The 14538-nt window shown below is 69.1% G+C and carries 7 protein-coding genes and 3 tRNA genes; 3 read left to right on the top strand and 7 right to left on the bottom strand.

Going from position 1 to position 14538, the window contains the following annotated elements; translation table 11 throughout:
- Positions 1 to 5 precede the first annotated feature (5 nt).
- The 7 genes from VZL07_RS03495 to VZL07_RS03465 form a co-directional block, all read right to left on the bottom strand.
- A tRNA-Asp gene (locus VZL07_RS03495) sits at positions 6 to 82 on the bottom strand.
- A gap of 92 nt (positions 83 to 174) precedes the next feature.
- A tRNA-Asp gene (locus tag VZL07_RS03490) sits at positions 175 to 251 on the bottom strand.
- A 15-nt stretch (positions 252 to 266) separates the two neighbouring features.
- Positions 267 to 338 (bottom strand) — tRNA-Val (locus VZL07_RS03485).
- 146 nt (positions 339 to 484) lie between these two features.
- The gene (locus VZL07_RS03480; protein ID WP_426753902.1) at positions 485 to 3805 is read right to left on the bottom strand and encodes an IPT/TIG domain-containing protein; all 3321 of its coding nucleotides are present in this window, start codon (positions 3803 to 3805) and stop codon (positions 485 to 487) included.
- 5 nt (positions 3806 to 3810) lie between these two features.
- Positions 3811 to 4659: a sugar ABC transporter permease gene (locus tag VZL07_RS03475; protein WP_426753901.1), complete on the bottom strand. Its 849-nt coding sequence runs from the start codon at positions 4657 to 4659 to the stop codon at positions 3811 to 3813.
- A complete protein-coding gene (locus VZL07_RS03470) occupies positions 4656 to 6836 on the bottom strand; it encodes an extracellular solute-binding protein (protein WP_426753900.1) in 2181 nt (726 codons plus the stop codon). The genes VZL07_RS03475 and VZL07_RS03470 overlap by 4 nt, the downstream gene beginning before the upstream one ends.
- Positions 6833 to 7921, bottom strand: coding sequence for an ABC transporter ATP-binding protein (locus tag VZL07_RS03465; protein WP_426753899.1), 1089 nt, complete (start codon positions 7919 to 7921; stop codon positions 6833 to 6835). Before VZL07_RS03465 ends, VZL07_RS03470 begins: the two co-directional genes overlap by 4 nt.
- Positions 7922 to 8160: 239 nt before the next feature.
- Here VZL07_RS03465 and VZL07_RS03460 point away from each other — a divergent pair, with 239 nt between their 5' ends.
- The 3 genes from VZL07_RS03460 to VZL07_RS03450 are packed head-to-tail and all read left to right on the top strand — an operon-like array spanning position 8161 to position 14494.
- Positions 8161 to 10599, top strand: a complete 2439-nt coding sequence (locus tag VZL07_RS03460; protein ID WP_426753898.1) for a glycogen debranching protein — start codon at positions 8161 to 8163, stop codon at positions 10597 to 10599.
- A 38-nt stretch (positions 10600 to 10637) separates the two neighbouring features.
- Positions 10638 to 12134 carry a hypothetical protein gene (locus VZL07_RS03455; protein WP_426753897.1) on the top strand — a complete coding sequence of 499 codons (1497 nt, stop codon included), beginning with the start codon at positions 10638 to 10640 and terminating at the stop codon, positions 12132 to 12134.
- Complete coding sequence (locus tag VZL07_RS03450) at positions 12125 to 14494, top strand: alpha-amylase family glycosyl hydrolase (protein WP_426753896.1); 2370 nt, start codon at positions 12125 to 12127, stop codon at positions 14492 to 14494. The genes VZL07_RS03455 and VZL07_RS03450 overlap by 10 nt, the downstream gene beginning before the upstream one ends.
- Positions 14495 to 14538 lie beyond the last annotated feature (44 nt).

The following is a 14538-nucleotide window of genomic DNA, read 5'->3' as shown; positions in this document are numbered from 1 at the left end:
CTTATTGGCGAGGAGTACGGGACTTGAACCCGTGGCCTCCGGCGTGACAGGCCGGCGTTCTAACCAACTGAACTAACTCCCCACATCGGTACGACACGCGGCGCAGGATGAATTCTGCAGCCCTCACCCTAAAGGTGAAGGGCCCGGAACCTTACGATTCCGGGCCCTTCTTATTGGCGAGGAGTACGGGACTTGAACCCGTGGCCTCCGGCGTGACAGGCCGGCGTTCTAACCAACTGAACTAACTCCCCACATCGGTACGACCATGGGCGGAACAGGGATTGAACCTGTGACCATCGCCTTGTAAGGGCGCCGCTCTACCGCTGAGCTATCCGCCCGTCAGGCGTCCGCCGCGCATCGGTGAGGCGGGCTTGTACCGACCCCATCCGACACTGTCAAGCATACGTTTCGGAGACGCCGATCATTCCGCAAGGCCGCCCGGAGCCTCACAAGCATCCGGGCGGCCAGCGGGAGTCATGCCTTCTTACGGGACGACCGTGCCCACGTCGTTGCCCGAGAAGCCGTTTGTGCTGCCACCCCGGTCTTGCCGGTCGCCGTAGCAGTACGGCCCGCCATTGTACGAGTAGCGGTACGTGTAGGACATCCCGGCAGGCACGCCCGCCGGCAGGTCTACGGCGTACTGGTCGTTGCTGTTGTTATCTTCGTCGCTAACGTACGTGGCGGCCACCCAGGTCCATCCCGAGATGCCCGGGTCGCTGCTCGCGGGGCCGTAGCCGAGTTCGGCGATGACCCCCGCGCCCTGGCCAGTGCCCGGCGTGACGTCCGCCACCCATAGTCGGCCATAGACGGTCCGGGCCGCCCCCTCCGCCTCCACTCCGATTTCGAACGGCCACTGGAGGTTGCAGTAGCCAATCGCCGTGTGGTTGCCCACCGTGAGGGCGTGCTGCTGGCCCAGCGTGTACCCACCCACGTTGCTGCCGTCCTTGTCGCAGTACGTCCACGTGGTGCCGTCCGTGGTGTAGCGCATGCTGACAGCACGGTTGCCGGTGTAGGCCGGCGTCAGGGCGGTGGAGAACTCATCCGTGTCCGCCTCGCCGTCGGCCTCGCCCGTGTACTCCGCGGCCTTCCAGGTGAACGCCGACGCCTGGATGGACGCGTTGGCGTCCGCGGCCCCGATGCCGACCTCCACCTGGACGTTGGCGCCCGCGCCCGGGCCCGTGGTGACACCTGGGATGTGCACCCGGCCCACCACGTTGACGACGTCACCGCTGCCCACCGTCGTGCCGCTCACGCTCTGCAGGCGGCAGTAGGCATCCGTGGGCTCGGGGTCCGGGTCCTGCGCGCTCACCGCCAGCGTGCCCGTCAGCGCCACGTCGAAGCTGGCCCCCGGGTCGGGGCTGTTGCCGTCCGCGTCGCAGTAGCGGAACTCGCCGCCGTTCACCTGGAAGCGGTAGGCGAAGCGGTAGCTGCCGACGACACCCGGGTTGGGCAGCGTGGCCTCGTACCGGTCGTTGTCCCAGAAGTCATCGGCGAACTGCGCGGTGGTCGTCCAGTCCCATGCATCGGACGTGGTCGGGTCCTCATCCGCGGGCCCCCAGCCGAGCTGACCCACGATGCCGGCGCCCTCGCCCTGCGTGGTGTTGGTGATGCCCGCCACGTGCACGTACGCGGTGATGACGTGGGAGGGGGCCTCCGCGGTGGTGTACGCCAGCGACTGCGGCGTGTTGTTCCCATCCGGCCCCAGCTTGCAGTAGCCGACCACGTCGATGTCCTGCGCCTCGCTCACGGTGAGCGTGCCCGTCAGCTCCGGGTCGAAGCCGGCGGCGTCGCTGGCGCCGTCCGCGTCGCACAGCAGGAACTCGCCGTCGTTCACCTGGAAGCGGTAGGCGAACCGGTAGCTGCCGGCGACGCCCGGGTTGGGCAGCGTGGCCTCGTACACGTCATTGTTGCTGAGGTCCGACTTGTACGCGCCGCTCGTCTCCCAGTTCCACGCAGACGACGTGGCCGGGTCCTCGTTGGCGGGACCCCAGCCGAGCTGGCCCACGACGCCGGCACCCTCGCCGGACGCGTTCGTCACGCCCTGCACGAACACCTGCGCCTCGATGAGGCGGCCAGGCGTGGTGGTCGTGGTGTACGTCACCGTCTCCGGCGTGTTGTTGCCGTCCGGCCCCAGCTTGCAGTAGCCGATGACGCGGGGGACGACCGGCTGGCCCGTCACGGTGAGCACGCCGAGCTGGTCCATTTCGAAGTCCTGGCCGGCGTCGTCCACGCCGTTGCCGTCGCACACGCGGATGGGGCCGCCGTCGTGGTTGAAGCGCACCGCGTAGCGGAACTCGCCATTGACCGCCGGGTTGGGCAGCGTGCCCTTCCACTGGTCGTTCACGTCGAAGTTGTCCTGGTCGAACGTCAGCTGCGTGGACCAGTTCCACAGCGGCGAGGTGCGCGGGTCCTCACCCGCGGGGCCCCAGCCGAGCTGGCCCGACAGGCCCGGTCCCGCCCCCTGGCGGTCCGTCACGCCCGGCAGGTGGACCTGGGCGTACACCGTCTTCAGGCCCGACGTCTGCGTGGTCGTGTAGTTGATGACCTCGGGCGGCGTCTGGTCGAGGCCAATCTTGCACCACGTAATCGGCGGCTTCGGAGCCTCGTCGCCCACGGTGAGCGTGCCCAGCCGCTCCAGGCTGAAGGTCAGGTTGCCCTCGTTGCTGTCGTTGACGCCGTCGCTGTCGCAGTAGCGCCAGGCGTTCTCGCTGATGCTGAAGCGGAAGGCGATGCGCCAGGTGCCCACGGTGCCCGGGTTGGGCATGTCCGCTTCCCACTCGTCGTTGTTGCCGTGGTCCGTCTTGTACGTGGCGCCCACCCACGTCCACGCGTTGGAGTCACGCGGGTCGGAGTCCGCGGGGCCGTAGCCCAGCTGCGCGACCAGTCCCGAGCCCGCGCCGCCACCCTGCGTGACGCCGGCCGCGTAGACCTGGCCGGCCACCTTCACGAGCGTCGTATCGCCGGGGCGGTAGAAGACGTTGACCGGTCCGTTGTTCCCGTCTGGCCCGAGCTTGCAGTAGTCCACGCGAGGCCGGGAGATGAACACCCGGCGCAGCATGGTCTCGGACACGCCGTTGGCGCTGCCGTCGCCGTCCGCCATCACCCACGTGGCGCCCCCGTCGATGGAGAAGCGCATGGTGACGACCCACTCGCGGCTCTCGCCGCCAATGGCCGGCTGGAGCAGCACGGTGCCCTGGTAGATGTCCGCCTCGCGGCTGTCCGAGTCGCCCTCGTACGACGCGTTCTCCCAGGTGTAGCTCTCCATGTTGAGGAGGTCCGCGTCCGCCGGCGCGAAGCCCACCTGCGCCTGCACGCTGCCGCCCTGGCCGGTGCCGCGGGTGATGCCGGCCACGGTGACGGCGCCGCGCACGGTGACACCCACCGGCTGGCCGTTGCTGACCGCGTCCACGTTGCCGATGAGGATTTCGGCCTGGTCGATGTCGCCGTCCGGCGCACCCTCGTAGGTGAAGCCGCCCACCAGCACGCCGTAGGCGTTGTCCGGGTTCACCACGCGCACGTCCACCGCGCCCGAGGTCGCGGTGGGGGTGTAGCCGTAGATGCGGTGGGAGTTGACCACCACCACGCGCAGGGCTTCCCGCTCACCAAAGTAGAGCTTCGCGCCCTCCTTGAAGCCGGAGCCGTAGACGTTGATGAGGGTGTTGCCCGCGACAGGGCCGCCCGAGGGCTGCACTTCCCGAACGGTGGGTGGGTTGTCGGTGGGTTGAGTTCCGTCGGCATCGTCGCCACAGGCGACGGCCAGCAGAGGCAGGACGAGGAGAAGCGTACGGAGACAGCGAGACGACATCGACATCACCCCTTGACGCCGCCAGCGGTCAGCCCGCCGACGAGGTGTTTCTGGAGAGCGAAGAACAGCGCCATGACCGGCGCGGAGACAATCAGCGCGCCGGCGGCGAACTTGCCCCACTCCACCTTGTGCTCGCCCACGTACCGCTGGAGGGCGACGGGCAGGGTGAAGCGGGACGGGTCATTGAGCAGCGTGGCGGCGAGGATGAACTCGTTCCACGCCGTCATGAAGGAGAAGAGCGCCGTCACGGCCAGCGCGGGCCGGGCCAGTGGCAGCACCACCCGGACGAAGACCTGGAAGGTGGAGGCCCCATCCATCACCGCCGCTTCCTCCAGCTCGCGCGGCAGCGTGTCGAAGTAGCCCTTCAGGTTCCAGATGCAGAAGGGCAGGGCGGTGGTGGCGTAGACCAGGACCAGCCCCGTGAGGCTGTCGAGCAGGTGCAGCTTCTGCAGGATGCTGTAGATGGGCACCATCATCAGCGTCGCCGGGAACATCTGGGTGACGAGCAGGGCCTGCATCCCGCCTTCCTTGCCGGGGAAGCGGAAGCGCGACAGCGCATAGGCCGCCGACACCGCCAGCGTCAGACCCACCAGCGTGGTGGCGCCGGACACGACGATGCTGGAGAAGAGCTGCCGGCCGAACACCCACCGCCCCGCGGCGTCCGTGCCGGAGAGCACCTGGCGGAAGTGCTCCAGCGTGACGGTCTCCGGGAAGGGGTTGGCGGTGAGCGCCAGCCCGTCCGTGGGCGACAGCGCCATCTTCACCACCCAGAGCACCGGGTAGAGCGTCGCCATGCACAGGAGCGACAGCCCGGCGTGGATGGCGGCCATCTTCCAGCGGGAGGGGCGGCTCATCCCATCACCTCCGAGGACGACCGCGTCAGGCGCTTGGTGAAGGCGGACCAGCCCAGCAGCACCACGAAGATGAGCACGGAGTACGCAGCGGCGAAGCCGTACTGCTCGTTGCGCTGGAAGGCCCAGCGGAAGGCCTCGGACACCAGGATGTCGGTGCCACCGCCCGGCTCACCGCCGGACACCAGGTAGATGATGTTGAACATGTTGAAGGTCCACACGCTGCCCAGGATGACGGCCGGCAGCATGGCGGGCTTCAAGAGGGGCAGGGTGATGCGGCGGAACTGCGTCCACTTGCTCGCGCCGTCCACCTCCGCCGCTTCGTACAGCTCCTGGGGAATGGACTGGAGCGCGCCCAGGGCCACCACCATCATGAAGGGGAAGCCCAGCCAGGTGTTGGTGGCCACGTTGGCCGCGAAGGCGGTGGAGAAGCGGGTGAACCAGCTCACCGGCTCCAGGTCCAGCGCCACGAGCAGGCCGTTGATGGCGCCGAACTGCCGGTGGAACATCCCCTTCCACATGAGCGCGGTGATGTAGTTGGGCACGGCCCAGGGGATGATGAGCAACACCCGGTAGACACCCCGCAGCTTCAGCAGCGGATCCTTCAGCAGCAGTGCCAGGAACAGGCCGATGCCGACGTGGAGCACCACGTTGACCAGCGTCCACAGCAGCGTCACGGCCAGCGTGAAGTAGAAGGACAGTGGCTCGGTGATGCTGTAGCCACGGCTGGCCAGGATGTCCACGAAGTTGGCCAGGCCCACGAACGAGTATTCCCCCGCCTCGTGGTGGAACAGCGACAGGCTGAGGCCCACCGCGAAGGGGATGAACACCAGCACCGCCACGCCGGCCGCCGCCGGCGCGATGTACGCCGCCGCCTGCGCCACGTCCGGATAGCGGCGCTTGAAGGGGAGCGCCGCCGCGGGCCGCCGCAGCACCCAGACGGAGCCGCCCAGGGCCATGGCGCCCACCAGCCCCAGCCAGGGCAGCGGGCTGGCGTCGGGCGGGCGCTCGCGGTGCAACGCGCGGTAGCGCCGGTCCGCCAGCGCGCCCGCGTCCTCCGGCTCGACGCCGCCCTGGAGCACCGCGCGCAGCGCCAGCTTCATGGGCTCCCACACGCGGGCCATCTCCAGTGTGTTGGGCATGGGCGTCGCGTGGCGGGCCGCCTCGCGGAAGGAGGAGATGAGCGTGTCCTCCTGCACCTCGCGCAGCGTGTACGCGGCCACGTCCGCCGGAATCTGCCGGCCCACCGTGGCGCGCACGCGCGAGGCCTCGCCCAGGGAGATGAAGCGCGCCAGCGCCTGCGCCTGCTCCGCCTGGGCCGAGCGCGACGACACATAGGCCGTCTCCACGCCCAGGAAGGGCCGGATGGGGATGCCCGTCTCGCTCACCACGGGCAGGCCCACCACCCGGTAGGCCACGTCCGGCGCAATCTCACCGGCGAACCAGGGGCCGCTGATGACCATGGCGGCGCGGCCGTCGTTGAAGAGGCTCTTCACCAGCGCGCCCGAGGCCTCCTGGGGGATGAAGCGCCGGTCCTGCAGCCCCTTCACGAAGGCCAGCGAGCGCGCCATGCCCTGCGTGTCGAAGCTCGCGCGGCCCGTGGCGTCGAACAGCTCGCCGCCGAAGCCGAACAGGAAGCCCGCGTGGAAGTAGAAGTCGCCGCTCTCGTAGGCCAGCCCGAAGCGGCCCGCGTCCGCGTCCGACAGGGCGGGCAGCATCGCCAGCAGCGCGTCCGTCGTCTCCGGCGGCGCGGGCACGAGCTTCGTGTTGACGTAGAGCGCCAGCGACTTGAGCGACATCGGATAGCCGTACACCTGGCCATCCACCTCCAGCGCCTCCACGGCGTTGGGGAAGTAGTCCTCGCGCACCAGGCCGCTGGCGGGGGCCACCAGGTGCTGCGCGTGGAAGTTGCGCAGCCGCTCGTGGTTGAAGATGAAGACGTCCGGGCCCACGCCGTGGGGAATGGCGTTGGTCAGCTTGGCGGCGTAGGCGTCATAGGGCAGGGCGAGCAGCTCCACCTGTACGCCCGTCTTCGCGGTGAACAGCTCCGTGGCCTGGACCAGCGCCGTCTCCTCGCCGCCTCGGTACGCGTGCCACAGCTTCAGGGGGCGCGCGTTCTCCGGAGCCGCCTGCGCGCTGAGCGCCGTGGCGAGCAGCGCGAGCCCGAGCCAGCGCTTCACGACGCGACCTCCAGCGAGGCCCGCTCCTCCGGGTGACGCAGCGCCGCCGCGCCGTCCCCGGTGAAGACATGCAGCGCGTCCGAGACGGGGGCCAGGTGCACCTTGTCGCCCACGGCGACAGTCACGCCCTTGTCGAAGCGCGCCGCCACCGGCCCCGCCTCCGTGGTGACGAAGGCGTACCCGTCGAAGCCCAGGCGCTCCACCGCGTCCACCGTGCCCACCAGCGGGCCCTGGGGCGCCACGCGCAGATCCTGCGGCCGCAGCCCCAGCAGCACCCGGGACTGCCCGGCGGGGACGTCCGTGGGACAGGGCAGGGTGAAGCCCTTGCCGGTGAAGTGGGCGCCTTCCCGCGCCGCCTCCAGGAAGTTCATGGAGGGCGAGCCGAGGAAGCCCGCCACGAACCGGTTGGCGGGGCGGTTGTAGAGGTCCAGCGGAGGGCCCACCTGCTGGAGCAGCCCACCGTTGAAGACGGCCACGCGGGTGGCCAGCGTCATCGCCTCCACCTGGTCGTGCGTGACGTAGATCATCGTCGCGCCCAGGCGGCGGTGCAGCCGCGCCAGCTCACCGCGCATCTGGACGCGCAGCGCGGTGTCCAGGTTGGAGAGGGGCTCGTCGAAGAGGAAGACCTTGGGCCGCCGGACGATGGCGCGCCCCATGGCCACGCGCTGGCGCTGCCCGCCCGACAGGGCCTTCGGCTTGCGCTCCAGCAGGTGGCTCAGCTCCAGCATGCCCGCCACTTCCTGGACGCGCGCGTCAATCTCCGAGGCGGGGAACTTCCGCAGCGTCAGCCCGAAGGCCAGGTTCTCCCGCACCGTCATATGCGGGTAGAGCGCGTAGGACTGGAACACCATCGCCACGTCGCGATCGCGCGGCGCGACGTCATTCACGCGGGTGCCACCAATGCGTACCTCGCCCTCGTCCACCTGCTCCAGCCCGGCGATGAGCCGCAGCAGCGTCGTCTTCCCGCACCCGGACGGGCCGACCATCACGAGGAATTCACCTTCCCCCACCTGAAGGTCCACGCCCTTCACGATGAGGTTCTGGCCAAACGACTTCTTGATCCCACTCAGGGTGACTTCGGACAAGTCGTGCTCGGAGAAATTTATGGGGAGACGGTCGCGCACCTTACCCGTACGCTCGCCGTTTACCCAGACCTCCTTGGTTGCACGCGGTGCGTCATCGCGTCGTGTGCACCAATGGACGAAGCGCCGTCTCCCCGCGGAAACCCGGGGCCTGCCTTGTCAGGGGCGGAAGGCGCTTGTTATGGAAGCGGAGTTTTTTTGCCGGGCCGCGTCGCGTCCGGACATTGAGGTCATCCTACCTGATGCGCACTCCCAGAATGTCCCGCCTCGTGGGCGCGGCGCTGTCCACCGCCCTGTTCGTCACCGGCTGTAGCGAAAGCGATTACGTCCGGCTGTACCACGCCGAGGCCCGGGCGCCGAGCTACTCCGTCGATGACATCGAGTCCATGCGGTACATCGGGCCGACCTTCGTGGACAAGGGCGTCAACTTCTCCCTGTACTCGGAGAACGCCACCCGGCTGGAGCTGCTGCTCTTCGAGGATCCGGAGAGCAACCGCCCGGCGCGCACCTACGAGATGACGCGCTACGGCGACGTGTGGAGCGTCTACGTGGAGGGCGTGGGGCTGGGGCAGCACTACGGCTTCCGCGCCTGGGGCCCCAACTGGGAGTACGACCCGAACTGGTTCCCCGGCTCCATCCACGGCTTCAAGGCGGACGCGGACGCCTACGGCAACCGCTTCAACCCGAACAAGCTACTGACGGACCCGTACTCCAAGGCCCTGCACCGCGATCACGACTGGAGCAAGGGCAGCACGGCCAGTGGTCCGGCGCGCCACGAGGTGACGTACGCGGCCTCCGCCAAGAGCGTGCTCGTCAAGAGCGACTACCAGTGGGGCGAGGCGGAGCATCAGTGGCGCGCCAACCGCCAGGACGAGAACTGGGAGGGCCACGGCTGGCAGGACATGATCGTCTACGAGGTCCACGCCAAGGGCTTCACGGCCGACCCCGCCAGCGGCGTGCGCTTCCCGGGCACCTACCGGGGCTTCGGTGAGAAGGCGGCCTACCTGGCCGAGCTGGGCATCACCGCGGTGGAGCTGTTGCCCATCCACGAGAAGCCGCTGGACGGCGGCTACTGGGGCTACCAGACCATCAACTTCTTCGCGCCCGAGCTGTCCTACGCGGCCCACAAGCAGCCGCACCAGGTCATCGACGAGTTCAAGTGGATGGTGGAGCAGCTCCACAAGCACGGCATCGAGGTGCTGGTCGACGTCGTCTACAACCACACCGGCGAAGGCGGCCTCTGGCGCGAGAAGCTGGAGACGGACGACGTGATGCCCGGCGAGCCGCTGGAGTCCCTGGACCCGGCCGAGACGGCGGGCCTGTACTCGTTCCGCGGCATCGACAACCAGGCGTACTACGCGCTCAACGGCGACCGCCGCACGTACTGGAACAACACGGGCGTGGGCAACCAGACGCGGCCCAACCACCGGCCCACGCGCAAGCTCATCATCGACAGCCTGCGCTTCTACGTGGAGGAGCTCCACGTGGACGGCTTCCGCTTCGACCTGGCGCCCATCCTGGGTGAGCGCGACGGCGACTACAACCGCTGGGACGATCCGCGCAACACGGTGCTCCAGGACGTCATCGACGACCCGGTGCTCCAGAAGTACAACACCCGCATCATCGCCGAGCCCTGGAGCGCGGGCGGCTGGTACTGCATGCCGCTGGGTGAGTTCCCCAACTCCCTCACGCAGCCGGGCAACGGCTGGTACGAGTGGAACGGCCGCTTCCGCGACTGGTGGCGCGCGTTCATGAACCAGGACGGGTGGAAGCTCAACTCCAACGAGGGCTCGCTGTGCGGCCGGCCCGGCACCGTGGACGGTGGCTTCCTGATGTACGGCAGCCAGGAGTGGTTCGAGCGCAATGGCCGCCGCCCGTACCACTCCATGAACTTCATCACCGTGCACGACGGCTTCACGATGTACGACCTGTTCGCGTACGACGAGAAGCAGAACCGCTGCGGTCCGCTCAACCCGGTGTGCTGCGACACGCCGAACAGCCCCTTCTGCGACAAGGTCAGTGGCGAGGACCACAACCGCTCCCGCAACTGGGGGCCCATTGGCGACGAGCGCGCGGAGAGCATGCGCCGGCAGATGATGCGCAACGCCTTCATGTCGATGATGATCAGCCACGGCACGCCGATGATCCTGGGCGGCGACGAGTGGATGCGCACGCAGCTGGGCAACAACAACGCCTACTCCACGCTCTCCGACAACCCGTTCAACTGGTACCAGTGGGGCGCGTATCTGGCGCGGGACGAGCGGCACCGCATGTTCGAGTTCGTGAAGGCCGCCATCCGCCTGCGCAAGGAGCACGCCTATGCCTTTGCCCCGAAGGACTACGGCAAGGGCGCGCCCCTGGCCTGGAAGAGCGCCCAGAACACGGAGGCGGCGTGGGACAGCAAGCAGTTGATGATCCACTACTACGACGCGTCCTTCGGGCCGGAGCTGCTGGTGCTCATCAACATGGAGCCGCGCGCGGTGGAGTTCACGCTGCCCGAGGGCCGCAAGTGGACGCGGCTCATCGACACGCAGGCGTACTTCGACAGTCCCGCCTATCTCACGACGGCGGGCCTGGACAGCCGCGCCACGGGTAATTCCTGGCTCGACAATCCGTCGCCTGTGAACGGTACGACGTACGGCATGCCTGAAAGAACCATTGTCGTCCTGCGTGCGGAGTAGGGCAGGCAGCCAGGTTGCGCTATAAGCAGGGCCCGTTCATGCGAGTCCTGCCATCGCGCCTCGGCGCCATCCTGTTGACGCTCCTCCCGCTCGTTGCCCTGGCCGATGCTCCAAGAGATCGCTTCGGGGCCGCGGGCTACTTCCGCATCATGACCCGCCCGGACTTCTCGGGCGGCTCCGGTCAGCTGGGCTACTACTGGCTCTACGGCCGGCTCCTCAACGAGAGCCCCTACGGCGAGCTCAACCTCCGGCTGGACGCGCTCCAGGCCGCGCCGGGAACCAACGAGGTGTGGGCCGAGGTCCACTCCCGTATCTCGGGCACCTCGTTCCGCTCGGCCGACCCGGGCAATGGTTCGCTGGTCAACTTCAGCGCCGACTACCTCTTCGTCCGCGCCGGCAACATCCTGCTGGACCGGGTGACGTGGCAGCTCGGCACGCTCGAGGACCGCTGGAACGACCTGCACATCTACGACCAGCGCCCCGGCACGCTGCTCTGGGACACGGTGGGCCTGTCCGGCACGTACCAGGGGGACCGCTACGACGTCCTGCTGGCGGTGGGTGACAGCGGCTACACGCTGCGGCCCCGGAACTACAACACCGTGCTCACCGGCGCCGCGTCGTTCCGCTACCGGCTGATTCCCGGGCACCTCGAGGTGGGTATCCGCGGCCAGGTGGGCTACGAGCCCGCGGTGCGCGGCAACAAGAACGCGCTCTACGCGTCGCCCAACGTGAACTACGAGGACTTCGCGCGGCGCGAGGTGGTGCGGCGCTACTTCGAGGCCAACCCGGGCCAGGAGGACCTGGTGCCGGACCTGCGGGCGCGCAGCGCGCTCTCCTACCGCGCCATCGGCTACCTGGGCTTCGGCGGGCTCGGTCCGCTGGTGTGGAGCAACCTCTACGCCACCTTCGAGAAGCGCCACCCGCAGCTCTCCTACACGGAGAACTACAACGGCCGGGACTGGACCGTGTACATCGCGGACCAGACCGACGAGCGCTATGACGCCAACCTCGGCAACGAGGCCTACCTGCGCATCATCCCCGACAAGCTCGAGGCGCTGTGGGGCGTGTGGGCCGGCTACTCCTTCAACAAGGACAACGAAATCATGGCCGGCGAGGACAACCGCGTCATCGCCTCCACGGTGCTGCGCCTCCAGTACTTCCTCACCGACCGGGTCCACCTCCTGGTCGAGGGCAGCGTGGCGCGCGAGAAGAGCCTGAACGGCAACCTCTACCGCAACCACGTCGACTCGGTCTTCACCAGCACCGACGGCATGGCGGACTCGCGCGGCCTGGAGTTCGGTGACAGCGACACGCGCGACACCTGGCAGTTCAAGGCCGGCGTGGTGCTCAACCCCACGGGCCGCAGCATCTACGCGCGCCCCAGCCTGCGGCTCATCTACGGCCTCCAGCACTCCTCGCAGCACGCGGCGTTCGGGAACTCCTTCGTGGACAGCCTGGACCAGTACAACGTTTACGTCGGTCCCGAGCGCCACTGGCACTCGGTGGTCGCCATTGAGGCCGAAGGATGGTTCTGACAACGCGATGGGGTGTGGTGCTGTCCTTCTCGGCGGCGGTGGCCGCGGTGGCGCTCGCGGCGTGTCTGCCGCGCGCGGCGCCGCCGCCCCTGGCGCCCAGCGGCACCGTGGTGGCCGTGGCCTACGTGCGGGATGACGCGCGGCGAGCCGGTGTGATTGCGGACGTGCCGGAGGGCCTGAAGCAGCGCATCGCGGAGACCCTGGCCAAGCGCAACCTGCGAGCGGAGGTGATTCCGTACGCGGACTACTCCGCCTACTACGCGAAGGTGCGCGACTCGCAGCGCCGCTTCGAGATGATGAAGGCGCTGACGCCGGAGGCGCCGCTGCACCTGCTGGTGGAGACGCGGGTGTCGTTCTTCAGCCAGGTGGGCGGGCGCTTCTCGTGGGACATCTCGGTGCGGACGACGGGCGCGCGAGCGGACTCGGCCATGGCGCCCACCGTCCTGACCCAGGACTACGGCGCGGCGCTCCAGTTCGACCAGCAGCGCGAGGACGACGCGCAGCTGGAGGTGGCCCAGCAGATTGCCGGGCAGGTGGGGTCGCTGTTCGACTCCTTCCTGGCCTCGCCCTTCCTCGTGCCGAGCACGGACGGCGGCCCGGGCACGGTGCCGGGGCTCAACGCGCCGGCCGGGCCGGGTATCGAGCCGGGCAAGAGCACGCCGCCGGCGCCCAAGCCCTACCGGGGCTCGTGGGAGCCGCCGGAGGGGGACGCGGTCTACTTCGTGATGGTGGACCGTTTCGCCAATGGTGATTCGAAGAATGACGGCGTGGTGGACATGCAGGACGCGCAGGCCTTTCACGGCGGAGACCTGCAGGGTGTCATCGACCGACTGGACGGGCTGCAGCAGCTCGGTGTTCGCACGGTGTGGCTTTCACCCGTCTTCCAGATGCGAACCGACAAGTTCTATGGGTACGGCGCCTTCCACGGCTACTGGGTGGAGGACTTCGGCCGGGTGGAGCCGCGCTTCGGTGACGAGGCCCTGCTGAAGACGCTGGCGGCGGAGCTGCGCCGCCGGGACATGCGGCTGGTGCTGGACGTGGTGCTCAACCACGTGGGGCCGGAGACGCGCCTGTCGCGCGAGCGGCCCGACTGGTTCCATGGCCTGGGGCCCATCAAGGACTGGAACGACCCGCGCGAGCTGGTGATGGGGGATGTGCACGGCCTGCCGGACCTCGCGGTGGAGAAGGAAGAGGTGTACGCGCACCTGCTGGCGCACTCGCGCCGGTGGGTGGACGTGCTGAAGCCCGCGGGCTTCCGGCTGGACGCGGTGAAGCACATGCCCACGAGCTTCTGGGCCCGCTACAACGACGACCTGCGCCAGCACGCGGGCGAGGACTTCCTGCTGCTGGGGGAGATGCTGGACGGCGACCCGGTGCTGCTGGCCACCACGATGAAGGAGGGCCGCTTCGGGACGATGTTCGACTTCCCGCTCGCCTTCGCGCTGGTGGACGTGTTCTGCAGGGATCGCTCGCCGTCGCACCTGGGCGCCATCCTCTCCAACGACCGGCTGTACCCGGCGCCCGGCGCCCTGGTGACGATGCTGGACAACCACGACCTGCCCCGGGTGATGAGCGAGTGCCGCGGCGACGTGGAGCGGGTGAAGCGGGCGCTGGCGGTGCAGCTCACCGCGCGGGGCGTGCCGGCGCTGACCTATGGCACCGAGGAGGGGCTGACGGGCGCGAAGGAGCCGGAGAACCGGGGCGATATGCGCTTCACCAACCACCCGCTGCGCGCGTGGATTGGTGGACTGCTGGCGCTGCGGCGGGGCAGTGAGGCCCTCCAGCGCGGCGAGACGATGGTGCTCGCCGCCCGGGAGGACCTCTTTGCCTACGCGCGCGTCACCGCGCAGGAGGCCGTCATCGTCGCGGTGAACGCGGGCGACAGCGCCGTGGACGTGGCGCTGCCGGACGCGCTCGCCGCCGCGCGGCTGGAGCCGGTGGCCATGGCGCCGCCGCTGCCGGGCGCGGCCGAGGGCGTGGTGCGCGTGGCGCCGGGGCAGGTGGCCCTGGCGCGGGTGACGCCCACCTCGCGCGCCGGGTTCACCGCGGCGACGAAGCTCGCGGGCCTGCGGTGGCGGGGCGCGGGCACCCGGCGCAGGGTGGAACTGTCCGTGGCAGACCCGGCGCTCCGCCTGGTGGGCAGCGGGCCGGAGCTGGGAGGCTGGAAGGCCGAGCGCGCGCTGCGTCCGGGGCCGGACGGCTTCTCGCTGTCCCTGCCCGTGGGCGCCGTCTTCGAGTACAAGCTCCTGCGCGATGGGGCCTCCGGAAAGCTCGACTGGGAGGACGGTGACAACCGCCTGCTGTTCGTGACCGAGGGCACCGAGCCGCTGCGCCAGGCCCTGGCGTGGAATCAGCGCTGACGTCTTTGCCTCCTTTCGCCCCGCCTGGTGCGGGGCCCACTCCG

It is taken from the genome of Pseudomyxococcus flavus (genome assembly GCF_050038885.1).
Classification (GTDB): Bacteria; Myxococcota; Myxococcia; order Myxococcales; family Myxococcaceae; genus Myxococcus; species Myxococcus flavus.
The sequence above is the reverse complement of the archived record's forward strand: the minus strand, read 5'-3'. Positions and strand labels throughout refer to the sequence as shown.